Origin of the sequence: Stenotrophomonas sp. GD03794 (assembly GCF_029842145.1) — a bacterium.
GTDB lineage: Bacteria > Pseudomonadota > Gammaproteobacteria > Xanthomonadales > Xanthomonadaceae > Stenotrophomonas > Stenotrophomonas riyadhensis.
Genome location: NZ_JAOCFV010000004.1, coordinates 45,893 through 71,491 on the forward strand (window position 1 = coordinate 45,893; position 25,599 = coordinate 71,491).

Here is a 25,599-nt window from a genome sequence, read left to right on the forward strand (position 1 = left end):
CATGCGCGCCGATACCCCTGCCCTGTCGCGGACCGTCATGGCCATCCAGCAGGCTCTCGCTGTCGCGGCAACCCAGCTTGCGCTGATGTGGCGCGAGCGGCGCGTGCTGTGGCTCGCCCTTGCCCTGTTGCTGATTGCGGGAGCATCGGTGCTGAGCGGTGCCGCACGCCTGACCCTGCAGGCGCAGGAGCGCCAGGCAGTGAGCGCGGAAGAGGCGCGGTTGTGGGACAGCCAGGGCACGATCGACCCGCACAGTGCCGCGCATGTCGGGCGTGCCATTCCGGCCCCCGTGCGGCCGCTGGCTGCACTGGACCCGGGGCTGACGGATTACCTGGGAACCTCGGTGTTCATCGAGGGCCACGCACGGAACCCGGCCCGGCACCGCGCGGTTGATGCCGGTACCGCACTCAGCCGCTTCGAGGGTTTCTCTGCGGCGTGGGCGCTGCAGGTCGTGGCGCCGCTGCTGATCATCCTGGCCGGGTTCGCGACACTGTCCGGCGATATTGCCCGCGAGACCCTGCGCCAGGAACTCGGCACCGGCGCCTCGGCGGGCGTGCTGATCTGCGGGCGCCTGATTGCCCTGGCGACCGCGTCGCTGCTGCTGGTGCTGGCCATGCTGCTGATCAGCCTTCCGGGGCTGTCCATCCAGTACGGCGGCGCCGCGGATCTCGCTGCCCTGCTTGCACTGGCTGCCGCCTACGTACTCTATCTGCTGGTGTTCTGCGCACTGACCGTGGGGGTCTCGGCGCTTGCAGGCTCCGCACGGACGTCACTGGTCGTGCTGCTGGGCTTCTGGGTGGTGTCCACGCTGCTGGTGCCGAGGGTGGCGCCTGCCATCGCCGAATCCCTGTACCCGACCCCCTCGGCACCGTCGTTCAGGGCCAGCGTGACCGAGGAAGCGGAGAACGGCGCGGATGGCCACGATCCGGCCGACAAACGCCTCGATGCCCTGCGCGCAACGTTGATGGCGCGCTACCGGGTCGACAACGTGGACGACCTGCCGGTGAACTTCCGCGGCGTGGCCCTGGAGTTTGCCGAGGCCAACTCGACGCGCGTCTACAATCGCCACTTTGATCGCCTGCATGACGCCTACCAGCAGCAGGACGCCACCCAGCGCCTGTTTGGCCTTGTCTCGCCGATGTTGGCGCTGCAGTCCTGGTCGCGCGCCTTTGCCGGCACGGATTTCCCGGCGCATCTGGCGTTCCTGCGTGGCGTGGAGGACTACCGCTATCGGTTGATCCAGGCACTCAACCAGGAAGTGAAGCTGCACAAGGCGCCGCAGGGCGGAAAGCATGTGGCCGACATCGCCGGCATCACCCGTTCAGTGCAGTACCGGCCGCCGCAACAGACCCTGGCCGGTACTGCTGCCGCGCAGCGCGGAAATCTCGTCATTCTGCTGGCCTGGCTGATGCTGGGCTGCGTGGTGGTGCTCATCTCCGCACGGAAGCTGGGGAGATCGCCATGAGCGGTGTGTCGATTGCCCGCTATGAGATCCGCCGACTGCTGCGTGATCGAGCGCTGCCGGTGCTGCTTGTCCTGCTGCTCGCGCTGGGTACCTACGCTGCATGGAACGGCCGCGCATGGGTGGGCCAGCGCGAGGCGGCCATCGCCCTGATCCAGCAGGAAGAACAGCAGACGAAGGAGCACAGCCGCGCATTCGTCGGCAAGGCGCCCTCGGTACTGCCCCGTGCACAGCCGGTGCTTGCACCCGGCGCCATGGCACCGTTGTCGATCGGCCAGGCAGACGCCTACCCCTACACTGCCGATGTGGTCGCGCTGGGCGATCCGACCCAGCTGCTCAAGCACGTCTGGGCCGACATCGGCAATCCAGCGGCACGGGCTGCGGGACGGTTCGACCTCGCCTTCGTCATCGTCTTCCTGCTGCCGCTGGTCATTCTCGTGGCCACCCACGATCTGTGGTCACGTGAGCGCGAACGCGGCATCGCGGCGCTGGTGCTGTCGCAGCCGGTGTCGGCAACGCGCCTGCTGGTGGTCAAGGTCCTGGCGCGCGGCCTGGTGGTGCTGTTGCCCGCGCTGGCCATCCTGCTGGTGGCGGCGATCGGGGCCGGCGCGCGCAGTCCAGCAGGCCTGGCCATGCTGGCGCTGACCGTCCTGCTGTACGGCGCCTTCTGGCTGGCCCTGGCACTGCTGATCGGCTGCCTTGCCCGGCGTACCACCGAGGCGGCCATCGCCGCCGGCGCGCTGTGGCTGCTGATCGTGGTCATGGCGCCGTCGCTGGCGCTGGCCACGGTGAACCTGATCGCGCCGCCGCCGTCACAGATGCAGTTCGCCACCGAGGTAAAGGCGATGCAGTCCGACATCGCCACGCGCCAGCAGCGCGAGCATGCGACGTCGGCGCCAGTGAATTCGCCGTCCGCCGTCATCTCCGACACTGTGCGCCAGGCGTACGCCGATCGGGTTGCAGCTGACCGGGAGCTGGCGCGCCTGATTGCCTCGCATGCGCAGGCCGAGGCCGCACACCGCCAGGTTCTGGACAAGGTGCGGCTGCTGCTGCCGGCCGTCGCGACACAGGACGCGCTCGACCGCATCGCAGGCTCGGATGCCGACCGCGCGCTCGACTTCCAGCATCAGGTCCACGGCTTCTGGCAGGCACGACGGCTGTTGCACAAGGACTATCTGGACCGTGACGCGCCGCAGACCCTTGAAGAGTACGACGCACTGCCCCGCTTCCAGTACCGCGAGCCTGTGGGCGTCGTCCAGCCCGGGGTCCTGGCCGATCTTGCTGCGTTGATCATTGCCACCCTGCTTGTCCTGCTTGCAGCTGGTGCATTGCGCAGCCGGCTGGCAACACCCTGAGGAGACGTCCACATGCTGTCTGCAAAAAGCCTGGTCATGGAACACGGCGCACATCGGGCGTTGGACGACGTCAGTTTCGTGGTGAAGCCCGGCGAGATCTTCTGCCTGCTGGGCGCCAACGGCGCCGGCAAGTCGACCACCATCAAACTGTTCCTTGGCTTTCTGAAACCCACCTCCGGTGCGGCCGAAGTGGACGGTCTCAGTGCGCACCGGCAGCCGCAGGAGGTACGCCGGCGGTTGCTGTACATCCCCGAGACCGTGGCGCTGTACGACGAGCTCACCGGCTATGAGAACCTGGACTACTTCGTCCGCCTGGCCGGTGTCGAGGAACGCTCGCCTGCGCGGCTGAAGGACGCGCTCAGGTCCGCCGGTCTGGCGACCGACGCATTCGGGCGACGCGTGGGCCTCTATTCCAAGGGCATGCGGCAGAAGGTCGGCATCGCACTGGCCATCGTCAAGGAAGCCAGCGCCCTGCTGCTGGATGAACCCACCTCGGGCCTGGACCCAACGGCGTCAGCCGAATTCCACGAGTTGATCGTGCGGCAACGCGATCGCGGCACGGCGATCCTGATGGCCACCCACGATCTGTTCCGTGCCCGTGAGGTGGCGACCACGATCGGCCTGATGCGGGCCGGCCGTCTGCGCAGAACGCTTGATGCCAGCACGATCACCGCGAACGATCTTGAGAGCCTGTACCTGGAAGAAATGAGCCGCAGCGCCTAGGCCACGGCGGCCGCCTGTGCGCCACGCTGGCCGGACCAGCGCCGCAACCACACTTCGATATTGATCTGTGGGCCGAAGATGCCGAGCACCTGCGACGAGTGGTCCGGGCCGACCTGCTGGATGCCGGCATCGGCCAGCGCGCTGTCGAGATAGCCACGCTTGGCCAGCATTCCATCGACCAGCAGATTCCTGATGAAGTGCTGGTGCCCTTGGGTGACCGCCACGGAGTGATCATCCAGATAGGATTTCACCTTCCGCGACAGCAGCCCATCCGGCAACAGTCCCTTCATTGCACGCCGCGCGATGGTGCGGTCTTCCGCGTCCGCGATGAGCAGGTGCAGCGGAATGCGCGCGAACAGTTCGACAAGCGGCTGCGCACTGATCGGCGATACGCCATGCCAGTGGCCTGCACCTTCGAAGGGATCAAGGACGCTGGTCGGAAACACCATGCGGCCGATATGGGCCAGCTTGTAGGGTGATACGTGATGGCCCTGCGCCTGCGCATGCCGCAACCAGGCCGGCTGCAGGCCATCCTGTTCGGACAGGTCCACCCGCACCCATGGGCAGGGCTTTCCCCAACGACCATTGATGCTGGCCGGCCGCTTCAGCAGTCCCTGCACGACCGCATCCTTCAGCACGCCGTACAGTGAATCGCCGGACTGCGCGGTTTCGAAGGCGACCCGGAAGAAATCCCGATCGATGCCGCGGCGCCAGGCATAGTCGATCGCAGCGGCGTTGCCCTTGAAGCGCAGGAACACCGCATCACCGCCGACACCAGTGAACTGCACGGTGTCACCGTCGAAGGCCAGGTCACGGCGGTGGAGAAGATAGCCGGAACAATGCGCCGGCCGGGCCGTGCGCGGGAAGGTCATGATCTCTTCCAGCGTGCAGTGAGGTTGCCTTCGGTACTCGATGTATTCGCAACGCCTGCCCGAGGAATCACTGGCCCCTTGCACTGCCATCCGCGCGAACAGCCGTTCGTCGGCGCCGATGCCCTCATCGTAGTGATGGACACAAGTCACCTCCGGTGCCGACGGCGCCTGCAGCAGGCCGGCCAGGATGATCGAGGAATCCAGCCCGCCCGACAGCTGCAGCTGGATGCGCCGGTGCTGGCTGGCCAGTGCACCGATGCAGCCCAGCAGCGTGGAACGCGCCAGCGACACGGCTTCCTGAAGATCCTCGATCGGCGCGTCGCGGGCCAGTCGCACCACGTCCCACTGGCAGTGGCGGCCCGCCGGCTCTCCATCGCGGATTGAAACCGCCTCGCCCGCTTCGACCGCCGTGACCTCCTCGAAGCCGGTCTGCAGGCCATCACGAAACGGGTACAGCAGCGAGTACGACAGGAAGGACCAGTCAACGCTGAAATCGCGCAGGCCCAGCATCAGGCAGTCTTCCATGTTGGAGAAGACCAGCGTCAACTGGCCCACCGTGGTCAGGTAGCACGGGATCTCCGCAGTGGGATCGCGCAGGACAAACCAGCTCGATGTTTCCTGCTGGAATCCGAACGCCACGTAGCGGCCCCAGTACTGTTCGATGATGCTGCGGCCCTGGCTGCTGCAGGCGGCATGCGCTGATGCGGCATCGAGGTCCACGCGAGCAGGCACGGCGCCTTCGCCGAACGTCTTGTGGAACAGCTTGCCCAATACCACCAGCGCGTTCGAGCGATCGCATTCGAAATAGCCGTGGTTGTCGCTCTGCACATGGATCGCCGCGCCGTTGTCGTTCAACACGCAGGCGGTGCCGGGTAGCCTGGCACCAATCCTTTCCACGATGCGTTCCGCCTGCGCGGTCGCAGATTCCGAGTGGGTGTTCCAGAGCACGGCGATGTATCGGTACATGGCAGGTTTCGTTACAGCACCAGGATGGGAGCCATCCGGCGCAGGTTGAAGGGGATGTCGGTCAGCACGTGATCGCCGTGCTGCAGCCAGCAGTGCGCGGCGAACGGCTGGGTTCTGACCGCGAACACCCAGGCCGGAACGATGCCGTACTTCGACAGGAATCCGTGCATTGCCAGGCAGTAGAGAAAGCACTCATCGGTCTTGCGGAAGGCTACGGGCCGGAGCCAGTCGAACATCCGCACCCTCAAGGCCAGTTCTTCAATGCTCACCGGCCTGCCGTGGCCGCGATCCGCCCGACGGCGCACGGCCGACACCGTGGCACTGAAAGGAAGGACTGTTCTGCTGCAGGCGGCATAGGCGCACGAGGCGATGAATCGACGCAGGTCGCGCGCCTTGATCGAAGGACGGCCACGCGGCTCGCCTTCGCGTGCCCAGTATCGTGGCAGCGCAATGGCGGGGCTGGCAGCGGATTTCCCCTGCTGCGGATCCGCGGTGATCAGGCGGCGGTCGATCAAGGCCTGCAGAAGCCTGGGGGTGCTTGCGTCATCGGACTGCAGGGGCCAATCGAGAACGAGCCTGCCAAGGCCTGCGGCGCCGCGTTTTTCAAGGGAAAGATACTTTCCCGTGGCCTGGTCCAGAATCACCATCGCATCGCCGGTGACACAGACGTGGGCGTGCTTTGACAGGAAGTACGGGGCGGCAGCCTGCTCCATCATGCGCTCCTGCGCCGGAACCGGAGAAGCGGTGCATGCAGGGCATGCACCGCAGATGCGACATTGCGCGGTAGATCAGGGCGACGTGGTCGGGAACACGCCGTCCCACAACGTGCCGTGGTTGTGCGCCTTCGTTTCCGAAACCACCGAGCCCAGCTCGATCAGTTCGCCACCCACACCCTGATCCTCAGGGTTCTGCTGTCCTGCCACTACACCCAGCTCAATCAGCTCGTTCATGAACATCTCCTATCGTCAGTGGATGTACCCGCGCATTGCGTTGGATCGCGTTGCATTGGATACGGAGCAGCCAAGCCACCATCGCCGCCACATTGCAGGGCGATTGCCGCCAAGGCACCGAAATGTTACGATATAACATATTATTTTGGCGTGACGAATGACGCTGCCTGCCCGCTGTCGATGCGACCCATGAGAGGCAAGAGGGATGAACACCGAGATCAGTGATGACGGGCTGGATCCCACGCTTCTGCTGAAGGGGATGTTTCCCCTGCCGAAGTTCATCCGCTTCGTACGGGAGCGTTGCCCACCGGGCCGCTTCGACGAGGCTGCGCTGGTGGAGGACTGGCGGACGGCGCGTGCCGAGGTGCTGAGGCTGCAGCAGGAGGAAGCCGGTGAGGCGGACGCCATCAATGTCCATGCGTTGCCGGATGAGATGCTGCCGCTGGCTGAGCAGGCGCTGCGGCAACCCTCGATGCACCGCATGACGAGTGTTCTGCCGCGCAGTTGGCAGATGGTCGATATCGATCGACTGGTGATCTTCCAGGAGTGCATCAACCTGCGTCACATCGACCAGCTGGCGGCATCCCTGACCGCCTCGCCCACCGCGCAGGAGGTCATGCAGCTTGTCGCGCGAAGCGGCAGCCATGCACATCCGGAAGTGCGCTTCACCCAGTCCGATGGCAGCTACACCTTCGCGTCCACCTCGAACGACCTGCGTTTCCTCGATGTGGCGACCCTCGATCCGGCTGCCATCACCGACTACGAGCCGTTCGGCGCAGCCAGCCACGCCGTCGTCATCTATCTGGGTTTCAGTGACAACCTGATCAGCGCCACCCGGTTTGGCAAGCGCATGGTGCTGACCAATGGCTCCCATCGCCTGTACCTGCTGCGCCGGCTTGGGTTCCGCCATGCGCCCTGCCTCGTTACCGATGCCTCCGACAGCGACTTCAGCGAGGTTCTGCTGCCGGCAGCGGTCAAGCAGGATCGCGGATTCTACCTGGCTTCCCCGCGGCCGCCGCTGTTCAAGGACTATGTCGATCCCCGCCTGACCTGCGTCGTACCGGTCACCCGCAAGCACTACGCTCTGAGGGCCAAGCTCGACCTGCAGAGGATCACGGTTCCGGCGCTGTAATCCTGGGCCGAACCCTCCCTTTCCTGGGGCCACATCGACAGAGATGGCCGGATTGGTGAATCACCTGGCGGAACTGTCGAATGACGCCTGTCGGGTTGACCCATACGCTTCTCATCCTCAACCAGAGAGGATGTCAGCGTGATTGAACAGCCACGGACCACCGAAACCACAGGAAAGGACGCGCCGATCGTCCATGTCCTGATGGGGCTGATCTGTGTCTGGCACAGGCGCGAACCGGGATCGGTACACGATGACGAGTAAGCGCCACCGTGCTGCCCGGCGTGGCTTTGGGGCGTAGGTACCAGCGTGGAGATTTCGATTGCGGGGCTGAGCGAGGTTGGGCCCGACTATCCGGACCGTGTCGATCTTCCGGTCATGGTGCTTGGGCTCGATCCCATTCCCGATGCCTGGGAAATGCCCTTCCATGCGCATCGGAAGGCACAGCTGCTGGTCGCCACGCGTGGCTTGATCATGCTGGAGACTGCAGCGGGCCTGTGGGTGGTTCCGCCACAGGGCGCGATCTGGATTCCCGGTGGTCTGTCCCATCGGGCCAGCAGCAGTGGACGGCCGCATGGCTTCGTGGTGTTCGTCGAACCCGGTGCCGTGCCGGGACTGCCGGCGCACTGCGCTGCGATGGCAATCACCCCGTTCATGCAGGCCCTGCTGGTGCGCGCATCCGCCCTTCCCCAGCACTATGAACCTGATAGCGCGCAGGACCGGCTGATGGCCGTGCTCCTGGATGAGCTGATCGCCGCGCCGCCGGAGTGGCTCCATCTGCCCATGCCATCCGATGCGAGGTTGCGCCGGCTGGCCAATGCGATGCTGGACACGCCAGCCGAACGGGCAACGCTTGAGGTCTGGGCGAGCCGGATCGGAATGAGTGAGCGCAACATGTCGCGCCTGTTCTCTGGAGAAACTGGTTTGAGCGTAAGGCGCTGGCGCAGGCAGCTGCATGTGGTGGTGGCACTGCCGCTGCTGGCCAAGGGCCGGACAGTACAGGCCATCGCCGATGACCTGGGCTACGACAGTGCCGGGGCGTTCGTGACCATGTTCCGAAAGGCCGTGGGGGCACCACCCAAGCGCTTCCTGGCGGAACGAGGCACTCGGCAGCCGGTATCGGACGCCGACGATCAGCGGCCGCAGGAGCCACGTTGACGGATGCGGGAGCGCGTGTCTCCCGCACCGGCAAGGACTGCCCTTTCCTTCAGCGCTGGTAGTCCTTCAGGAACAACCAGGTGATCAGCGTGGCATCCGGCCCCTTCGGGTCGGTGAACGGCAGGCCGGACTGGCTGCCGCTCCACGCATGGCCCATGCCCTGCACCACATAGTGCTGCACCAGCGTCCTGCCACCGTAGGCGTAGGTATCCACCGTATACGCACGCCCACCCGGCACCTGGCCGTGATAGGTGCTGGTCGGCACGTACTTCACCGAGTCGTTGTCCAGGCCGTCGTCGGCCAGATCATTGGTCTGCAGGAACTGGCGCACGGCCTGCTGGCCGTTCACCGGATTGACGGTGAGATCGGCGCTGCCATGGAACACCAGCACCGGCAGCGGTCGCGGCGACGGCGATCCCGAGCACTGCCAGGCCAGACGGCCATTGCTGTCCGGCGAATAGATGCTGCCGGCCAGCAACGCATAGGCGCTGCCGGAAATCGTGGTCGCACCCTTGAACATGCCACCGGAATGGATGGCGCCGGCAGCGAACACATCCGAATAGCAGGCCAGCATGATCGAGGTCATCGCACCGCCTGCGGAAATGCCGGTGACATAGACCCGGTGCGGATCCACGCTGTAGCCCGCCTTCACCTTGTCCACGATGCCTGCCAGAAGTGAGGGCTCGCCACTGTCGCGGGCCTGGTTGATCGGCAGCTGCCAGTTCCAGCAGCGGGCCGGATTGGAGGTGACGTTCTGCCGGGGGTAGACCACGATGAACCCTTCGGTGTCGGCCACATCGTTGAAACCCGACGCCTCGCCCATCAGGTTCGGGCCGGTCACACAGCCGTGCAGCACCAGCAGCAGGGGCAGTGGCTGGGCCGCGTCGTATCCGGCTGGTACCCAGACCTGGTACTCACGGGCGCCGAAGAGATTGCCGTACAGGCCGATGTCCCAATGCCCGGCAGGGCCCGCGGCGAGCGCGCTGCCCACCGTTGCCAGCCAGGTGCACAACACCAGCAGTACTGCCTTGATCGAATCGATTCCGGATTTCATGACCTGATCCTCGTGCGTGAGTCGTGGATGAAGGAGTACCGGGGACCGCTTCCGGTTGGGGGCGCGCCCAGTATCCGCATCCACCGGCCGCTGCCGACTGGACCTAGGTCCACTCGCTGCCGGCCGATGACACCGCTAGCCTTGGCTGCAGGGGTGGCAATGGGCCATCCGCACGTTCATGCCTGGGGGAGGACCGAATGAAACGGAATTGTTTGAGTCTCATGATCGGCGCGCTGCTGGCCACGGGGCCGGTACTGGCACAGGACGCGCCGACGGCAGGCAGATCCGCTTCGCCGACCAACCTCGACAGCATCAAGGTCACTGCACGCAAGCGCGAGGAAACCCTGCAGGAAGTGCCGGTGGCCGTCACCGCATTTACCTCGGAGGCGCTGGACAGGATGAATGTCCAGGACATCAGCGACCTGGACGCGCAGGTGCCCAACCTGACCATCTACGCGGCGCGCGGCGCCAGCAGCACGGTCACTGCCTACATCCGTGGCATCGGCCAGTCCGACCCCACCTGGGGCGCGGACCCGGGCGTCGGCATCTACCTGGATGACGTCTACATCGCACGTCCGCAGGGCGCGCTGCTGGACGTGTTCGATGTCTCGCGCATCGAAGTGCTGCGCGGCCCGCAGGGCACGCTCTACGGCAAGAACACCATCGGCGGCGCGATCAAGTACATCTCGCGCGGCCTGCCGACCCAGACCGAGGGCTTCGCCCAGATCACCGTGGGCAACTACAGCCAGCTGGATGCAAAAGCGGCCATCGGCGGCCCGATTGGTGGTGCCGACAGTGGCCTGCGCGCCCGCGTGGCGGTGGCCAGCATGAACCACGACGGGTTTGGCGAGAACACCTTCAACGGCCAGCCGGTCAGCGACAAGCAGATCAATGCCGCACGACTGAACGTCGGCGCGTATGCGGGTGACGACTTCGACGTGCAGTTCGCGCTGGACTGGATCGACGACCAGTCCGGCATGCGCGGCTCGAAGATGCTGGCGCCCAATCCGTTCCTGCGCGCCTATCCTCCGATGGACAGCCGCTACGACATCCGCTCGGGCATGCGCAATCTCAACAACGTGGAGAGCAAGGGTGCCTCGGCCACGGTGAACTGGCGGCCGAACGAGGATATCGCGGTGAAGTACGTGGTCGCCAAGCGTGAATCGGACAGCGAAGCCAACATCGACTTCGATACCACGCCGGTCAAGCTGGCCGACGTGGGTGGCACCTATCACGACGACCAGGTCAGCAACGAGGTGCAGTTGAACTACGATGCCGGCGGCCGCGTGCGCGGCGTGGTCGGCCTGTACCAGTTCAGTGGCGAGGCCGGCGGGCAGATCCAGAACAACTACTTCAGTGCGCAGTTCGCCGACAACCAGGGCAAGGTGCTGACCGACAGCATCGCGCTGTACGCGGACTGGACCTTCGACCTGACCAGCAAACTCAAGCTGGATGTGGGCGCCCGTTACACCGACGAGGACAAGCACGCGATCGTGCTCAACCGCCTCTACGCCGACCCGGGCTTCAGCCGGCCAGTGGCGGTGACCGCGGACTTCGACAAGAAGACCAACTTCAAGAACGTCTCGCCCAAGGTCTCGCTGGACTACCAGATCACCCCGGACATCATGGTCTACGGGCTGGCCACCCGTGGCTTCAAGTCAGGCGGCTACAACATCCGCGCCAACGCTGTGGCGGTGCCGCGCTCGGCCGAGCCGTTCGACGACGAGACCGTGGACAGCTACGAAGTCGGCAGCAAGATGGCCTTCCTCGACCAGCGCCTGTTCCTCAATCTGTCGGCCTTCTACAACAAGTACAAGGACATCCAGCTGTCAGTGTTCACCGGCCTGGATACCAATGGCGATGGCATCGACGATTCCTTCTTCGGCGATTTCACCAATGCCGGCGCGGGTACGGTCAAGGGCCTGGAAGTCGAATACCAGTACCTGCCCAGCCAGCACTGGCTGATCTCCGGCAACCTGGCCTGGCTGGACACCAAGTACGACGAGTACATGGATCGTGGCGTCAATGTGGCCAAGCAGATGAAGTTCACCAATGCGCCGGAATTCTCCGGGGCGTTCAACGTGGAGTACCGTACCGAGCTGGCCAATGGCAGCAACCTGTCGGCACGGGTGAGCTACAGCTACCAGAGCGAAGTCTGGCCGACCACCGACCTGAGCCCGGTGATCAGGCAGAACGGCTACGGACTGGTCAATGCCGGTGTGATCTGGCGGCTGGATGATGCGTGGACCTTCTCGCTGCAGGGCACCAACCTGACGGACAAGGAATACCGCACCACTGGCTACAACATTCCCGCAGTCGGCACGCTGATTGGTTTCTATGGCCCGCCGCGCCAATATAGCCTCAGCGTCCGTTACGATTTCTAGCGCATCCGATTCGATTTCCAGGAAGCCCCTGCATGATGCAGTCTTACGTAGATCTGTACTGGAACAGTGACGATGGCCTGCGCCTGCACGCGCGTGACCATGCAGCGGACGCCGGGCAGGTGCCCCGCGGCACCGTGGTCTGCATTCCCGGCCTGACCCGCAATGGTGCCGATTTCGATGCACTGGCCGAGACTCTCACCGCCGAGGGCTGGCGCGTGATCGCGGTCGATCTGCGCGGTCGCGCCGGTTCGGAGCGCGCACATGACCCCACCAGCTACAACCCGCGCACCTATGCGGACGACATGGTCGCGCTGCTGCGCTCGCAGAACATCGACAAGGCCGTGTTCGTCGGCACCTCGCTGGGCGTGCTGGTGACCATTACCCTCGCCTCGCGTGCGCCCGAGCGGATTGCCGGGGCGGTGCTCAACGATGCTGGCCCCAAGGTGCCACGCGAGGCGCTGGCACGGATCGGCAAGTACGCCGGCAAGCCGGTGCCACCGATGGATCTGGAACAGGCCACGGCCTATGTGGCGTCGATCGGCAAGGCCGCGTTCCCGCGTTTCAGCAGCGATGACTGGCGAGCAATGGCGGTGCGTACCTTCCGCCCACGCAGCGATGGACTGCTGGAGCTGGATTACGACCCGGCGGTGATCCGAACGACGCGGCCGTGGCTGCTGTGGTTGCTGCGCCCGGTGCTGTGGCGTGCGGTACGCGGGCTGACCGCACGGGTGCCGGTACTGGTGGTGCGCGGTGCGCTGTCCGACATCCTGCCGGCCGATGTCGCGCGGCAGATGGCGGCCACCTCGGACAGCGCACGCCTGGTGGAAGTGCCGGACGTCGGCCATGCGCCGATGCTGTCCGAGCCGGAGGCGCGCCAGGCGATCCTGACCTTGCTGGAGCGTGTGGCGTGAGCATGGACGACGCTGGCATCGCCCTGCCTCCTGCCCTGGAGGCGTTGCAGCAGTGGGCGGCCAGCGAGCGGGTGAGTGGCGTGACCCGCGTGGACCAGGCGCGCATCGATGCCTTTGCCGACGCCACCGGCGACCACAACTGGATCCACGTCGATCCTGGCCGCGCGCAGGCGCAGCTGCCGGGCGGGCAGACCATCGCGCACGGCTTCCTGCTGCTCTCGCTCACCGTGCAGGACGATGTGGCCGCCCTCGCTGGCTTCCCCTGCATCGACCACGTGCTCAACTACGGCTTGAACAAGGTCCGCTTCCTGGCACCGGTGCCGAGCGGGTCCGGGGTGCGGGTACGCTCGCAGCTGGTGTCACTGGACGCGCGCCAGCCGGGCCAGTGGCTGCTGACCCAGCGCAAGGCCATCGAGCGAGTTGCCGATGGCGCGCTGGCACTGGTCGCTGAGCAGCTGTCATTGATCGTGGTCGCCCCCTAGCACCACCCTGCCCGGTTCTCTCCCTACACTGGAGCGATGTTGACGCCTTCCATCGTCCTCTTCGCCTGCATTGCATGGACCGCACTGCTGTTTGGCGTCGCGCTGTGGGGCGAACGCCGGGGGCATCGGCTGTCGAAGGCATGGCCGCTCATCTATGCGCTGTCGCTTGCGGTGCACTGCACCGCGTGGACCTACTACGGCGCGGCCTCGCAGGGCCTGCAATGGGGCTTCCCGATTCCACCCACCCTGGCCGGCATGGCGTTGATCTTTGCCTTCGGCCTGCCGTTCCTGCTCCGCCTGGGGCGGCTGGCCAAGCAGCACAACAGTGCCACCATCGCCGACCTGGTCGTCGCACGACTGCGTGCCGATCGCGGCCTCGGCTTCACCATCACGCTGGTGGCACTGTTCGGCATCATTCCCTACATCGCCCTGCAATTGAAGGCTGTCAGCCAGGGCCTGGGCGCCCTGCTGGGCGATCGTTTCGCGCCTGCTGCCGCGCAGCTGGACATGTCGTTCTGGTTCGCGTTGACGATGGCCGCGTTCACCCTGCTGTTCGGTGCACGCAAGGCATCGGCCACCGAGCCCAATCGTGGCATCGTGGTCGCGCTGGGGCTGGAGTCGGTATTGAAGCTGGTGGCGCTGCTCGCCATTGGCCTCTATGCGGCGCTGTCGGTGCGCCAGGCGGGCACGCCGCTGCTGGAAAAGATGGCACAGCTGCCGCCGCCGGCCATCATGCCGGACTATCTCACCATGGTCGCGCTGGGCGCGATCTCCGCGTTTACCCTGCCGCACCAGTTCCATGTCGGTGTGGTCGAGCTGCGCCAGACCTCGGACCTGAGGACGGCGCGCTGGATGTTCCCGGTCTACCTGCTGCTGATCGGGCTGCCGTCGGTGCCGATGGCGCTGGCCGGTGCCGCGCAGCTGCCCGCATCGGTGTCACCTGACCTGTACGTGCTGGCGCTGCCGCAGGCCGGTGGCCACCACCTGCTGGCGCTGCTGGCCTACCTGGGCAGCCTGAGCGCGGCCACCGGCATGATGATCCTGTCCGGGCTGACCCTGTCGATCATGCTCGGCAACCATGGCTTCGGCTCACGGTTGCTGGACGGCATTGCCGGCGGTGCCGCGGCAGCCGACCTGCGTCCACGCGTGCTGGCCTTCCGCCGTGCCGGCATCCTCGCCGTGTTCCTGATGGCGTGGCTGTACAGCCGGGCGATGAGTGACACCGAGGCACTCAGCGATTTCGGCCTGATGTCCTTCACCGCCCTCTCGCAGCTGGCGCCGGCGGTCCTGCTGGCGGTGTATCGCCCGCGCACGCCTTCCCCGGCCATCATCGCCGGCATCGTGCTGGGGTCGCTGGCCTGGTTGTGGCTGGTACTGCTACCGATGGTGGTCCCTGCCACGCCCCCGGCCGCGGGCGCCGATGAACTGCACTGGCTGGCCGTCGTTTCGCTGCGCGTGCAGCCGGGGCACATCGCCCTCAGCATGGGCGCAAGCCTGGCGATCAACCTGTTGGCGGTTGTCCTGGTATCGCGGGCAGTGCGCCCATCGGAGCCCCGGCGGCGCGACGCGGTGGCTGCAGCTTCGTTGCGCAGGACCGCCGGACGCTTCCTCGGCCAGGAGCGTGCGCGCCAGCTGATGGAGGGGCCCGCCGGACAGATGCTGGATGACGACCGGGTCACTGCGGTCGAACGCGAGCTGACCGCCGTGGTCGGTGCGGGCATGGCACGCCTGCTGGTGGAGGCTGCTCGCGATGGCGGCACTGCGCCACTGGATGCGGTGACCCGTGCAGTCGGCGAAGCAACCCAGGTACTGCGCTTCAACCAGCGCCTGCTGGAGGCGGCGCTGGAGAACATGAGCCAGGGCATCAGCGTAGTCGACGCACAGTTGCAGCTGGTGGCCTGGAACAGCCAGTACGCGGCATTGTTCAAGTTCCCGCCCGAGCTGCTGCAGGTCGGGCAGCCGGTGCTCAACCTGACGGCGTGGGCGCTGGCCGAACTGAAGATCGGCGATGGCCCCGGTGACTCCCGCGACAAGGCCTTGCTGCGTCGCGTTGCCCACATGCGGCGTGGCACACCACACCTGTCCGAGCGGATCTTTCCTGACGACACCATCGTCGAGATCCGTGGCAACCCGATGCCGGGCGGTGGCTACGTGGCCACCTTCACCGACGTCACTGCGTTCCGCCGCGCCGAGGAAGCGCTCAAGCGCAGCAATGAAACGCTGGAGCGCCGCGTGCAGGACCGCACCGCACGGCTGGAGCAGGCGGTGCACGCCGCCGAGCGTGCCAACGTGGCGAAAACGCGGTTCCTGACGGCGGTCGGCCACGACCTGATCCAGCCGCTGCATGCGGCACAGCTGTTGACCGATGCGATGTCACAGCACATCGAATCGGAGTTCCTCGACAGCTTCCTGCGCCAGATCCGTGGTGCGCTGGACTCCACCGACGACCTGCTGTCCGGGTTGCTGGATATCTCCCGGCTTGAGGCGGGCGGGCTGGTCGCCGATCCGCGTCCGTTCGCGCTTTCGACCGTGCTCGATCCGCTCGCACAGGAGTTCGCGGTGCTGGCGGCGGCGCGCGGGCTGCAGTTCCGCTACCTGCGGACCCGCGCCTGGATCCACAGCGATCCGCTGCTGCTGCGCCGGGTGCTGCAGAACTTCCTCGCCAACGCCCTTCGCTACACCCGCCATGGCGGCGTCCTGCTGGGCGTGCGCCGCCAGGGGCACGCCCTGTCCATCGGCGTGCACGATACCGGCCCCGGCATCAGCGCCGAGCAGCAGGCGGCGGTGTTCGAGGAATTCCACCGCGTCGATCGCAACAACGGCCAGGGCCTGGGGCTTGGCCTGACCATCGCACACCGCATCGCCGACCTGCTGCATGCCCCGTTGCGGCTGCACAGCACGGTGGACCGCGGCTCGGTGTTCTCCATCGCCGTGGCGAGGATCGCAGCACCAGCGGCACCGCGGATCGAATCGCCTGCCAGCGGCAGCAGCACGCTCAAGGGTATCCGCGTGCTGGTGGTCGACAACGATGCGGATGCGCTGGCGGCAATGCAGCAGTTGCTGCTGTCGTGGGGCTGCGACGTCATCGCGGTGCGTGATGCGGATGGCATCGGTTCGTCGGCGCGCGATGCGGCGCTGTGGCTGTTCGACTACCACCTCGATGACGGCGACACCGGTGTGTCACTGTTCACGCGGCTGGTTGCGGCGCACGGGCCACGGCCTACGGTGATCCTCAGTGCGGATACCGGCGGCGAGACCCGCGATGCCGTACGTGGCGCCGGTCTCTCGCTGTTGAACAAACCCTTCAAGCCACTGGCGCTGCGCTGGGCGATCAACCATCTGCTGACGGCCCGTTCCACAAACACGGCCTGACGAGTCAGGGACTGCGCGATTCTTCGATCTGGCGGGAGGGGTCGGCCAGGCCCATTTCATGCAGCACCCGGATCGCCTGCGCACGATTGCGGACCCCGAGCCGTTCCATGATGCGGGTCATGTGCGCCTTTACCGTTCGCAGCTGCACCCCGAGCCGATCGGCAATCTGCTTGTTGAGCAGCCCCTCGGCCACCAGGCTCAGCACCCGGTACTGATGCGCGGACAGGCTGGCCAGCCGCGCAGCCAGATCGGCATCCTTGCTGAAGGGCACCACGCGCGCCACGGGCTCGCGCAGCAACGCCGGGATCCAGCGCTCGCCATCCAGCACGGACTGCAGTGCAGCCTGCAGCTCGTTCAGGCCCGAACTCTTGGGCAGATAGCCAGCAGCACCCAGGTCGATGGCGCGGCGGATCACCTGCGGCTCTTCATTGGCCGAGACGATGATGATGGCCAGCCCTGGCTGCAGTGCGCGGATGGTGGCCAGCCCAGCCAGGCCATGATTGCCCGGCATATGCAGGTCGAGCAGCATCAGGTCGATCTGTTGGCGTTCAAGCACCTCAAGCACGCTGTCCAGCGCGTCGGCCTCGCTGATCTGCAGATCGGCAACCGCCTCTTCGGCCGCGCGATGCAGTGCGGCGCGGAACAAGGGGTGATCGTCGGCAATGAGCAGGGTTGGCATGTCCAGGCGAGAGTAGCAAATCGTCCGCCTTTGGGAAGGCGTACCTAGGTACGCTGGCGTCACGCGGGCGTGCCGATAGTGTGGTGGCATGAAGGGCGTCATCCGATGCGTCGCCCACGAGGACTCACCATGTCATTCTCCCCTGCTCCCGACGCCTCCACCTGCCCGCTGCTGATCAAGCAGCTGCTGCACACACCGCTGGCAGTAAGCCCGGACCAGGAAATTGTCTACGGCGACTCGGTCCGCTTCGACTACCGGACGCTGCAGGCGCGCATCGGCCAGCTGGCAGGGCTGTTGACCTCGCTCGGGGTCAAGCAGGGTGACACCGTGGCGGTGATGGACTGGGACAGCCACCGCTATCTGGAGGCCTACTTCGCCGTTCCAATGATCGGTGCGGTGCTGATGATGGTGAACATCCGCCTGGCACCCGAACAGATTGCCTACACGCTCAACCACAGCGGCGCACGGGTCGTCTTCGCCAATCGCGAATTCCTGCCGATACTGCAGGCCATCGACGAACAGCTGCCGGACCTCCGCGCACGCGTTCTGTTGGATGATGCCGGCGGTCCACTGCCAGAGGGTTTCGTGACCGAGTACGAGGCTGGCCTGCGCGCAGCCTCTGCGGTCACCGATTTCCCGGACTTCGACGAGAACACCCGGGCCACGGTGTTCTACACCACCGGCACCACCGGCCTGCCCAAGGGGGTTTACTTCAGCCATCGGCAACTGGTCCTGCACTCACTGACGGGCATGGCGGCGCTGGGCAGTGCGGCCAACCAGGGACGCCTGCATCGCGGTGATGTCTACATGCCGATCACCCCCATGTTCCATGTGCACGCCTGGGGCCTGCCCTACGTCGCTACGCTGCTGGGCATCAAGCAGGTCTACCCCGGGCGCTACGTGCCTGCCCAGCTGCTGGCGCTGATCGCCCGCGAGAAGGTGACGTTCTCGCACTGCGTGCCGACCATCCTGCACATGCTGCTGGAACACCCGCTTGCGGCCGACACCGATCTCGGCAACTGGAAGGTGATCATCGGCGGTGCGGCCCTGCCGCGTGCACTGGCGCAGCGGGCTCTGGCTCGCGGCATCGACATCTTCGGTGGCTATGGCATGTCCGAGACCTGTCCGCTGCTCACGCTTGCCCAGATCGATGCGGACGCCGTGACGGATGCGGATGAGGTGCTTTCGCTGCGTACCAAGGCCGGCATTCCGGTGCCGCTGGTGCAGCTGCGCATCGTCGATCCGGACATGAATGACGTTCCCCACGATGGCATCGCCACCGGCGAGGTGGTGGTGCGCGCGCCCTGGCTCACCCAGGGCTACCTGCACGACCCGGACGCGTCCAGGGCGTTGTGGGCGGGCGGCTACCTGCATACCGGGGATATCGGCAACATCGACGAAGGCGGCTACCTGAGGGTGACCGACCGCATCAAGGATGTAATCAAGACCGGAGGCGAGTGGATTTCCTCGCTCGCTCTGGAGGACATCATCGCCCTGCACCCGGCGGTCAGCGAAGTCGCAGTGATCGGCATCACCGACACGAAATGGGGCGAGCGGCCGCTGCCGCTGGTGGTCAGGATGCCCGGCACTGAAGTAAGCGAGGCGGAGATCATCGAGCTGATCGCAGCCCGCAGCCGCGCCGGGGATATCTCACGCTATGCGATTCCAGAGCAGGTCAGTTTCGTGGATTCGATCGAACGGACCAGCGTGGGCAAGATCAACAAGAAAAAGCTGCGTGGGCTGCATGATCCGGCGGCTGGCTTGGGCCGCGCGTGACGCTCGCCTGTTCGCCGACGTCACTGTTCGTCCGGCAAGGCGCGGAGTGGCGCCCCGGGTCGATGATCTCCTGGGGCGCCACTGTTCTGCAGCAGACTCGGATCGTGCCCTGACCAGGACAGGTCACGCTCAGTCGATGCAGGGCCCCTTCGCAGCAATCTCTGTGTTGGCCCCCTTCGCACTGATGCTGGCGGGGCCCTGGCATGCGTCAAAGCTGTACTTGATCAGCTTCCACGCCCCGCTCGACCCCCGGTATGTCCACGACTCGGAGGCACCGCTCGGCAAGGTATTGGAGATCGAGATGACCTCGCCCTCCACTCCGCGTGCAGGCAATGGGACCGGCGGCCCCGCCGCGCCCGCGGGCTTGAGGTTGCCTGCAGGCTGATAGGTGTGCGAGATGGTCAGTTCGCCCGTCTGCAATGCGGGCGCATAGGCGGGTGAGTTCCGCTTGATCCAATCGACAATGTAGCCGGCTTCCAGCGAATCCGAAGCATACCTGGCCTTCGCAACCACAGTGGCGGACGTCGTGCCCGCAATCGGTCCCGCACTGACACTTGCGGCGGAGACTCCGCCCAACGCGATCACCAATGGCAACACCACGCCCAACAGCGAGAACTTCATACCCTGCTCCTTGTGTGTATGCAGCTTTCCCAATGGGCCGTCGATGGCCCGGGGGCAGTGTGGGCATTGCGGGCAGGCCTGGCATCGGCGCAGTCATGCCCATTGCTCATATCCATCAGGCTCCGCGCATGATCCAGCGCGCCGATGGCCAGGGTGCTGATTGCATGGACTGCACCACCTGCATCCGCACTGCCTGCATCAATGGCTGCCGGTCCGGCGCTACCACGCGGGAAGCGCCTTGACGCCGAATCTGAAAAGCAGGTCACGCTTGCGGTCTGGATCGAGTTCGCTGTGATCCACGGTGCTCAGCGGCCAACGTTCGTACGTGCTGCACAGGCCGGCAGGTTCGGTCTGTGCGGACACATCCCTTGCCCAGTCGACGTCCCTCGGGTCGACACCCCGCTCAAGCCACCGCTCCACATCCCGGGCAGTGCCATGGCGCAGCGCCGAATCAATGGCCAGCAGGCCGATCGCACGCCGCCCGTCCTCACGGGTCGCCTTGTTCCAGGCGGCCTCTGCGACGCCCTGCAGGAACCGGTATCGCTCTTCGGATACCGGCGGCAGGCCCTCGTGGCCATGCCCCTCGATCACGTCGGTCCGCACCAGGCAGAGCAGCTGGGCCGGTGCCAGCGTCGGGTCGTTGGCGTCCAGTGCCGCCTGCAGAGCGGGGAGATCGCCCTGCGCGATGGCCGGTTGCAGGCGCGCCCGGTGTGCGCTCATCGCTTCCAGCTTCGCGTTCATGGCGGCCAGCTCCTGGCGCGACATCGCCGAGGGATCGAACCACGCCGAATCGCAGCCCGCGAAGAAGCTGACCGCGCTGACACCTGCGGCAAGCAACAGCACCAGCCCAAGGCCGATCCGTCTTACACCCACCCACCATGCAACCGCCGCAACCAGCGTGGCACCCAGCACTGCTGCCAATGCCGCGCACAGCAACAGGATCGGCAGCATCATCATCACCCCCATCCCGGCGTACATGCCGCTCGGCCTGGCCAGCGGTACAAGTGCGCCGATCAGGTACATCAGCAGCGCCACGCCGAGCAATGCAGCGACTGTCAGCATCCAGCGACGGAAGGCTCCGAGCTGCAATGGCGGCCTGGCGGGATTGGGGGGCGGGTTAGCCATGATGCGATCCTCTCCTTCGGAATTCATCCCTGTACGGCGCCCTGCGCGCACTCACAAGGTCAACAGCCACGCTTCCAGGGCCCGCGTATCGCGCATGTCGCCCTCGTAGCGATGATCCGGCACATGCGGTTCATTCGAACCCCGCACTCGCCCCCTGAAGACCTTCATCGGCACCGAGATCCTGGCCAGCCCGCTCGGCAGCCGTTCCGGCCGCACGTCCATGTAAAGACTGTCGGCCGAAGTCTCGACGCCGACCTGCACCGCGCCGAGCCGTTTCCACAGGTCCAGCGCATCCAGGCAGGCCGAGCCACAGGCAGCATCCGCCACGACCACGACCCTGCCCTTGCGCACAGGTGCGACCGGGCCTGCGGCGGGTGCTGCACCTGCGTTGGCCGCGTGTGGCTCGCGCCACAATGCCTCGCCCCGGCCCCTTGCCTGGGCCATTCCCGCCGTCACGGATTCCAGCATGCGACGCAGCGCCGGTGATGCGTCGGGCGCCTGTTCCAGCTTCTGCAGGAAGCCGCGAAGCTGGGCGATGTTGGCCTGGGAAGTCCGCCACTCCACCCAACTGTGGTCGGGCAGCGCGTCCACCGCGGCACGGCCCCAGATCAATCGCGCCAGTTCGATGCTCCATTGCGACGCACCGCCACTGTTGCCTCGCACGTCCAGCACAACCCATGGTGCCTGCTGCAGCGCTTCGGCTTTCGGAGCAAGCTGCTCAAGCAGCGCGGTCAGTTCCCTGAAGTTCTGCTCGGTCGGGTCGGCATTGAAGCTGCTGGTGGTGATCCAGTAACCGCCATCGGGCATCGCGCGCCAGCCGTTGGCCGGACGGACGCTGCGCCGGGTGTCAGCCAACCGCTCCTTGCGCTGCGCCGCCTCCAGCGGTTGCCAGCGCAGTGCATAGGATTTCTCGCGACCATCCACCTGGAAAACGCAGGTGTGCAGTACTGGCACGTAAGGATTGCCCTGCTCCAGCAACACCTCGCCACCGCCATCGAGGCGGCTGGCCTGCAGGTTCCAGCGCCCGCTGAAGTCTCCGATCCGGCGAGCAGCCAGCGTCTGTGCATCGATGCCATCACACGACAGCAATCGCGCCCCCAGTGGCGGATGAGCGGGGCCACCGTCCACGGTCATGACCACCTGCATGTCGCCATCGAAGCCGGTCAGGAAGCCGGGCCAGCGCGTCGGCAGCCCGGGGGCAGCGGCAAGCGTGTTGAGACTGACGTGGCCATCGTTGAAGGAGGCCGCATAGCCCTTCATGGCCCACCAGTAACCCGCGAAACTCTCCGCCTTTCCAGCGCGGGAGCGTGCCAGTGCCAGAGCAGCGTCCAGCTGGGCGCCGAATCCGGGGTTCTGCCGATCAACGGCCCCTGGATGGCTGCCGCGCATCGCCGCATCGGCAGCCTCCAGATCCTTCTGCAGCGTACTCGGCCAGTCGATCGGCGCGTCCTGCGTGGCAGGTGCAGCCAGCACTGCACCCAGCAGCAGCCATGCAATGGCCATGGATTCATCCCTCTACCGGATCGACCTGCAGTCTCGCAGCTTTCCGCACTGGCGTACCGTGCCCGCCGCAACGGGCACGGCACCACATCAATGCAGCGGCACCTTCAATACCGACGGCGCACTGGCCGGCGAACTGAAGGTCACCGCCCCACCCAGCTGGCTGATGCCTGCATAGCGCAGGTCCACGGTATCAACCACCAGGGTCAGGCGGCTGCCGGCCGGTAGGTTCCAGCTGCTCGCTTCCAGCCGCAGGTCGAGCGTCTTCGGCTGGCCCGGCGCGGCACCGCGCAGCGTGTACGGCTTGTGGCTGATCAGCTGGCCGTTGCCCAGCACATCCTCGGCGTACAGGTAGGCATACAGCGTGGTATTGGCACGGCTGGGCGTGACCGTCAGGCGCACTTCCGGCGTACCGTCCAGCCGTTTGGCGCTCCACTGGATCGGCCCCTGCCAGACGCCGGCAGCACTGCGGCCAACAAACGGCACGTAGGCACCCGGCGGCAGATTGATCATCTGCAGCGCGCCGGAGGCCATCGCCACGCCGGAATTGGCTGCGGTCAGCAGCCCGCTGCCGATGCGGTAGTTCCAGCCAGTATTGCTGCCACTCTCGACCAGGCCACCGGTCGGCAGCAGCAGGCCAGAGGGTGCGGTCAGTCCGTAGCTGATGGCGCTCTTGCTGGTCGCCTGCCAATCCGGATAGCGGCTCCAGCTGCCCTTCTGTGACTTCAGCTGCACCGCCGGCTGGCGGTCGATGCCGTTGGCCACCGCCTTCAGATAGTGATCGAACCAGTCGCCCACCTGGTCATAGACTTCATTGGGGATGCCCAGTGCACCGAACGCTTCGTTGAGCGCGTGGTCGCCATGGCGCAGCTGCAGCTGCTTCGGGCCCTTCAGCCGGTTGAAGAAGTCAACCAGCTGGCCCGGCGGGAACAGGCTGTCGTTGAAGGCGTTGGCCAGGAACACCGCCGGCTGGTTGGCGTTGATCTCGTCGATGCTGGCCGCAGGACTGCGTTGCGCCGCCACCGGCAGCAGCGACTCCACGGCGCCCTGGTAGTTGCCGACCAGCACATTGCGGTTGATCGTGGCCAGCTCCGAGCCGGCGCGTCCGGTCACCAGTCCGGCCGCCACCAGCAGGGCGATGCCCTGTGCGCTGGGGGTGTCGTTGCTGTAGAGCGACGCCTGCAGATCAGCCCAGCCACTGAGCGCTGCCACGGCCTTGATGCGCGGATCGCGTGCCGCCGCCAGCAGGCTGGTGCCCGCACCGTAGGAGATGCCCGAAACGCCGATCCGGGCCGGGTCGGCGCGGGTGTTGTCCAGCGCCCAATCGATCAGGGCGCTGACATCTTCGACCGTGGCTGGGCCGGCGATGTCGATGCTGCCGCCGGATTCCCAGAAGCCACGCGAGCTGTAGCTGATCACCACATAGCCGCGCCGCGCCAGCGACTGCGCCACCCCCACGTACTCCACGCTGGGCACCGCCCAGCTGCTGGGCATCACCAGCAGCGGATAGCGCCCGCTGCCCGCGTCCTGCGGTTCGATGACGAAGGCCCCGAGAGGCGTTCCATCCCAGCTGGGAATGGTGCGGTGGGTGGTCTTGACCGTGGCGGCCCAGGCGGTCGGCGCCAGGCCGGTCAGCAGGATCAACAGCAGCAATACCTTGCGCATCGTCGTCTCTCCCCGTCGGTGGTGGTGCAACGGGTTGGACCGTACCAGTGCGAATGGTGGGTGGCACCTTGCGACGCAGCATGACGTTTGCTGCACGTTCGCAGCGGTTGTTGGCTGAACAGGGGGCGGAGGCCGCCCCCTGCCCCATCATCGCGTCACAGGTCCACGCCGAAACCCATGCCTGCAGACTTCTCGCCATTGCTGAAGGCGCCACCCAGTGAGAAGGAGGCGCGTTCGCCGATGCGCCTGCCGTAGCCGATCGACAGCGCCTGCTCGCCCCCCTGGAAGCCGGCACCCACGGCAATACGACCACGCGGGCTCTGTGAGCCGGCAGCGTTGATGGCCATGTTCAACATCGCCGAACTCATCGCCCCCATGCGATCGATCCGCTGGTCCTGGTGGCGCAGGCGGCGCTCCATCTCCTGCTTCAACCCGTTGTTGTCCAGCGCGAACTGCGCCAGGCGCTGGTCGGTGTAGGCATTGGCCGTCGTCACCGCCTGCGCGGACTTGGTATCGGTATAGGAGTTGGCCGAAGAGAGCGTGGTTGCGCTGCTGGCATCGGTGTAGGCCTTCGAGGTCGTCACTGCCGCGGCGCTGCTCGCGTCGGTGTAGGCGTTGACGGAGTTGATGGTCGCGGTGGCCCGCGCATCGGCATAGCTGTTGGCCGAGGACAGCGTGTTGGCATTGGCGGTGTTCATCTGATTGAGGTTCACCGCATCGGTGCCCTGCGTGGCGGCGGCCACGTTGGTCAACTGGCGTTCGTTGCCGGCGCTGCCCACCGATACCGAATTGGCCCGGTCGGCGACGGAGCCATTGCCCAGTGCGACGCTGTCGTTCGCAGAAGCGATGGCACCATTGCCCACGGCGCTGCTGTTGTTGCCACTGGCTTCGGACAGGCTGCCCAGCGCGGTGCTGTTTTCGCCCGTGGCGTTGCTGCCAGCACCGGAGGCGGTGGAGAACGAGCCCGTCGCGGAGCTGCCGGAGCCGCTCGCAGTGCTGAAGTCACCACTGGCAGTGGCGCTGTCGCCGATCGCCGCGCTGTTGGCGCCGGATGCCGAGGCGCCCACGCCCACGGCGGCGCTCTGGTCGCCAGAGGCGCTGCTGGCTGCACCGATCGCCGTGCTGCCGGTGCCGCTGGCACTGGCGCCGGTGCCGACGGCCGCCGACAGATCGCCGCTGGCATCGGCGCCATTGCCACAGGCCAGCGAGGCGGCACCACCGGCGCTGGCGCCGCCGTTGGACACGCCGCCGAAGCCATCGTCCAGCTGGCAGGTATCACCGGCCCACGCCGGTGCGGTTGCCATGGCCAGTGCCACGGCAAGGATGTGCTTGTGCATCGTCTTCACGGTACCCCCAAGGTCCATCAGGAAGGGTTCCCGGCAGGCGCCGGGAACGTTGGGAAACAGGCCGCCCCT

General features: G+C 66.2%; 20 protein-coding genes. 10 read left to right on the forward strand and 10 right to left on the reverse strand.

Translation table 11 applies throughout. The features are described 5' to 3' along the window. The first annotated feature begins 1 nt into the window (after position 1). Genes N5D91_RS03570 through N5D91_RS03580 form a run of 3 tightly spaced genes read left to right on the forward strand, consistent with a single transcriptional unit; the run spans position 2 to position 3,540 of the window. Positions 2-1,465 carry a DUF3526 domain-containing protein gene (locus N5D91_RS03570; RefSeq protein ID WP_180853849.1) on the forward strand — a complete coding sequence of 488 codons (1,464 nt, stop codon included), beginning with the start codon at positions 2-4 and terminating at the stop codon, positions 1,463-1,465. Continuing rightward, positions 1,462-2,817, forward strand: a complete 1,356-nt coding sequence (locus tag N5D91_RS03575) for an ABC transporter permease subunit (protein WP_153855379.1) — start codon at positions 1,462-1,464, stop codon at positions 2,815-2,817. The genes N5D91_RS03570 and N5D91_RS03575 overlap by 4 nt, the downstream gene beginning before the upstream one ends. A 12-nt stretch (positions 2,818-2,829) precedes the next feature. Continuing rightward, complete coding sequence (locus N5D91_RS03580; RefSeq protein ID WP_180853850.1) at positions 2,830-3,540, forward strand: ATP-binding cassette domain-containing protein; 711 nt, start codon at positions 2,830-2,832, stop codon at positions 3,538-3,540. On the opposite strand, the gene N5D91_RS03585 is transcribed toward N5D91_RS03580, so the two are convergent. From N5D91_RS03585 to N5D91_RS03595, 3 genes are all read right to left on the reverse strand, one after another. Next, positions 3,537-5,378: an asparagine synthase-related protein gene (locus N5D91_RS03585; RefSeq protein WP_279907150.1), complete on the reverse strand. Its 1,842-nt coding sequence runs from the start codon at positions 5,376-5,378 to the stop codon at positions 3,537-3,539. The genes N5D91_RS03580 and N5D91_RS03585 overlap by 4 nt on opposite strands. Before the next feature lie 11 nt (positions 5,379-5,389). Beyond that, complete coding sequence (locus N5D91_RS03590; protein WP_180853852.1) at positions 5,390-6,091, reverse strand: lasso peptide biosynthesis B2 protein; 702 nt, start codon at positions 6,089-6,091, stop codon at positions 5,390-5,392. A 75-nt stretch (positions 6,092-6,166) separates the two neighbouring features. Further along, a complete protein-coding gene (locus N5D91_RS03595) occupies positions 6,167-6,328 on the reverse strand; it encodes a hypothetical protein (protein ID WP_012511114.1) in 162 nt (53 codons plus the stop codon). A 205-nt stretch (positions 6,329-6,533) separates the two neighbouring features. On the opposite strand from N5D91_RS03595, the gene N5D91_RS03600 reads away from it, so the two are divergent. Together N5D91_RS03600 and N5D91_RS03605 are read left to right on the forward strand one after the other, a co-directional pair. Then, a complete protein-coding gene (locus N5D91_RS03600; protein ID WP_180853853.1) occupies positions 6,534-7,460 on the forward strand; it encodes a hypothetical protein in 927 nt (308 codons plus the stop codon). Positions 7,461-8,039: 579 nt separating this feature from the next. Beyond that, positions 8,040-8,615, forward strand: coding sequence for an AraC family transcriptional regulator (locus tag N5D91_RS03605; protein ID WP_279922660.1), 576 nt, complete (start codon positions 8,040-8,042; stop codon positions 8,613-8,615). Positions 8,616-8,664: 49 nt separating this feature from the next. Here N5D91_RS03605 and N5D91_RS03610 read toward each other — a convergent pair whose 3' ends face one another. Beyond that, positions 8,665-9,669: a PHB depolymerase family esterase gene (locus N5D91_RS03610; protein ID WP_180853855.1), complete on the reverse strand. Its 1,005-nt coding sequence runs from the start codon at positions 9,667-9,669 to the stop codon at positions 8,665-8,667. 197 nt (positions 9,670-9,866) lie between these two features. On the opposite strand from N5D91_RS03610, the gene N5D91_RS03615 reads away from it, so the two are divergent. The 4 genes from N5D91_RS03615 to N5D91_RS03630 are packed head-to-tail and all read left to right on the forward strand — an operon-like array spanning position 9,867 to position 16,818. Beyond that, positions 9,867-12,053 (forward strand): TonB-dependent receptor, encoded by a 2,187-nt coding sequence (locus tag N5D91_RS03615; RefSeq protein ID WP_258011472.1) that lies wholly within the window; start codon positions 9,867-9,869, stop codon positions 12,051-12,053. Positions 12,054-12,085: 32 nt separating this feature from the next. Then, complete coding sequence (locus tag N5D91_RS03620) at positions 12,086-12,964, forward strand: alpha/beta hydrolase (RefSeq protein ID WP_180853856.1); 879 nt, start codon at positions 12,086-12,088, stop codon at positions 12,962-12,964. A gap of 2 nt (positions 12,965-12,966) precedes the next feature. Next, on the forward strand, positions 12,967-13,446 hold the full coding sequence (locus tag N5D91_RS03625) for a MaoC family dehydratase (RefSeq protein WP_180853935.1): 480 nt from the start codon (positions 12,967-12,969) through the stop codon (positions 13,444-13,446). A 36-nt stretch (positions 13,447-13,482) separates the two neighbouring features. Beyond that, complete coding sequence (locus tag N5D91_RS03630) at positions 13,483-16,818, forward strand: PAS domain-containing hybrid sensor histidine kinase/response regulator (protein ID WP_180853857.1); 3,336 nt, start codon at positions 13,483-13,485, stop codon at positions 16,816-16,818. Positions 16,819-16,822: 4 nt separating this feature from the next. Here N5D91_RS03630 and N5D91_RS03635 read toward each other — a convergent pair whose 3' ends face one another. Next, positions 16,823-17,497, reverse strand: coding sequence for a response regulator transcription factor (locus N5D91_RS03635; RefSeq protein ID WP_153855390.1), 675 nt, complete (start codon positions 17,495-17,497; stop codon positions 16,823-16,825). A gap of 129 nt (positions 17,498-17,626) precedes the next feature. Between N5D91_RS03635 and N5D91_RS03640 the strand changes: the two genes are divergently transcribed. Then, positions 17,627-19,273: a fatty acid--CoA ligase gene (locus N5D91_RS03640; protein WP_180853858.1), complete on the forward strand. Its 1,647-nt coding sequence runs from the start codon at positions 17,627-17,629 to the stop codon at positions 19,271-19,273. A gap of 129 nt (positions 19,274-19,402) precedes the next feature. On the opposite strand, the gene N5D91_RS03645 is transcribed toward N5D91_RS03640, so the two are convergent. The 5 genes from N5D91_RS03645 to N5D91_RS03665 form a co-directional block, all read right to left on the reverse strand. Then, complete coding sequence (locus N5D91_RS03645; protein WP_180853859.1) at positions 19,403-19,894, reverse strand: hypothetical protein; 492 nt, start codon at positions 19,892-19,894, stop codon at positions 19,403-19,405. 219 nt (positions 19,895-20,113) lie between these two features. Beyond that, a complete protein-coding gene (locus tag N5D91_RS03650) occupies positions 20,114-21,019 on the reverse strand; it encodes a hypothetical protein (protein ID WP_180853860.1) in 906 nt (301 codons plus the stop codon). Between the two features lie 51 nt (positions 21,020-21,070). Beyond that, positions 21,071-22,522, reverse strand: coding sequence for a hypothetical protein (locus tag N5D91_RS03655; RefSeq protein WP_180853861.1), 1,452 nt, complete (start codon positions 22,520-22,522; stop codon positions 21,071-21,073). An 87-nt stretch (positions 22,523-22,609) separates the two neighbouring features. Then, the gene (locus N5D91_RS03660; RefSeq protein ID WP_180853862.1) at positions 22,610-24,184 is read right to left on the reverse strand and encodes an alpha/beta fold hydrolase; all 1,575 of its coding nucleotides are present in this window, start codon (positions 24,182-24,184) and stop codon (positions 22,610-22,612) included. A 155-nt stretch (positions 24,185-24,339) separates the two neighbouring features. Beyond that, the gene (locus tag N5D91_RS03665) at positions 24,340-25,521 is read right to left on the reverse strand and encodes a YadA-like family protein (RefSeq protein ID WP_279907174.1); all 1,182 of its coding nucleotides are present in this window, start codon (positions 25,519-25,521) and stop codon (positions 24,340-24,342) included. Positions 25,522-25,599 lie beyond the last annotated feature (78 nt).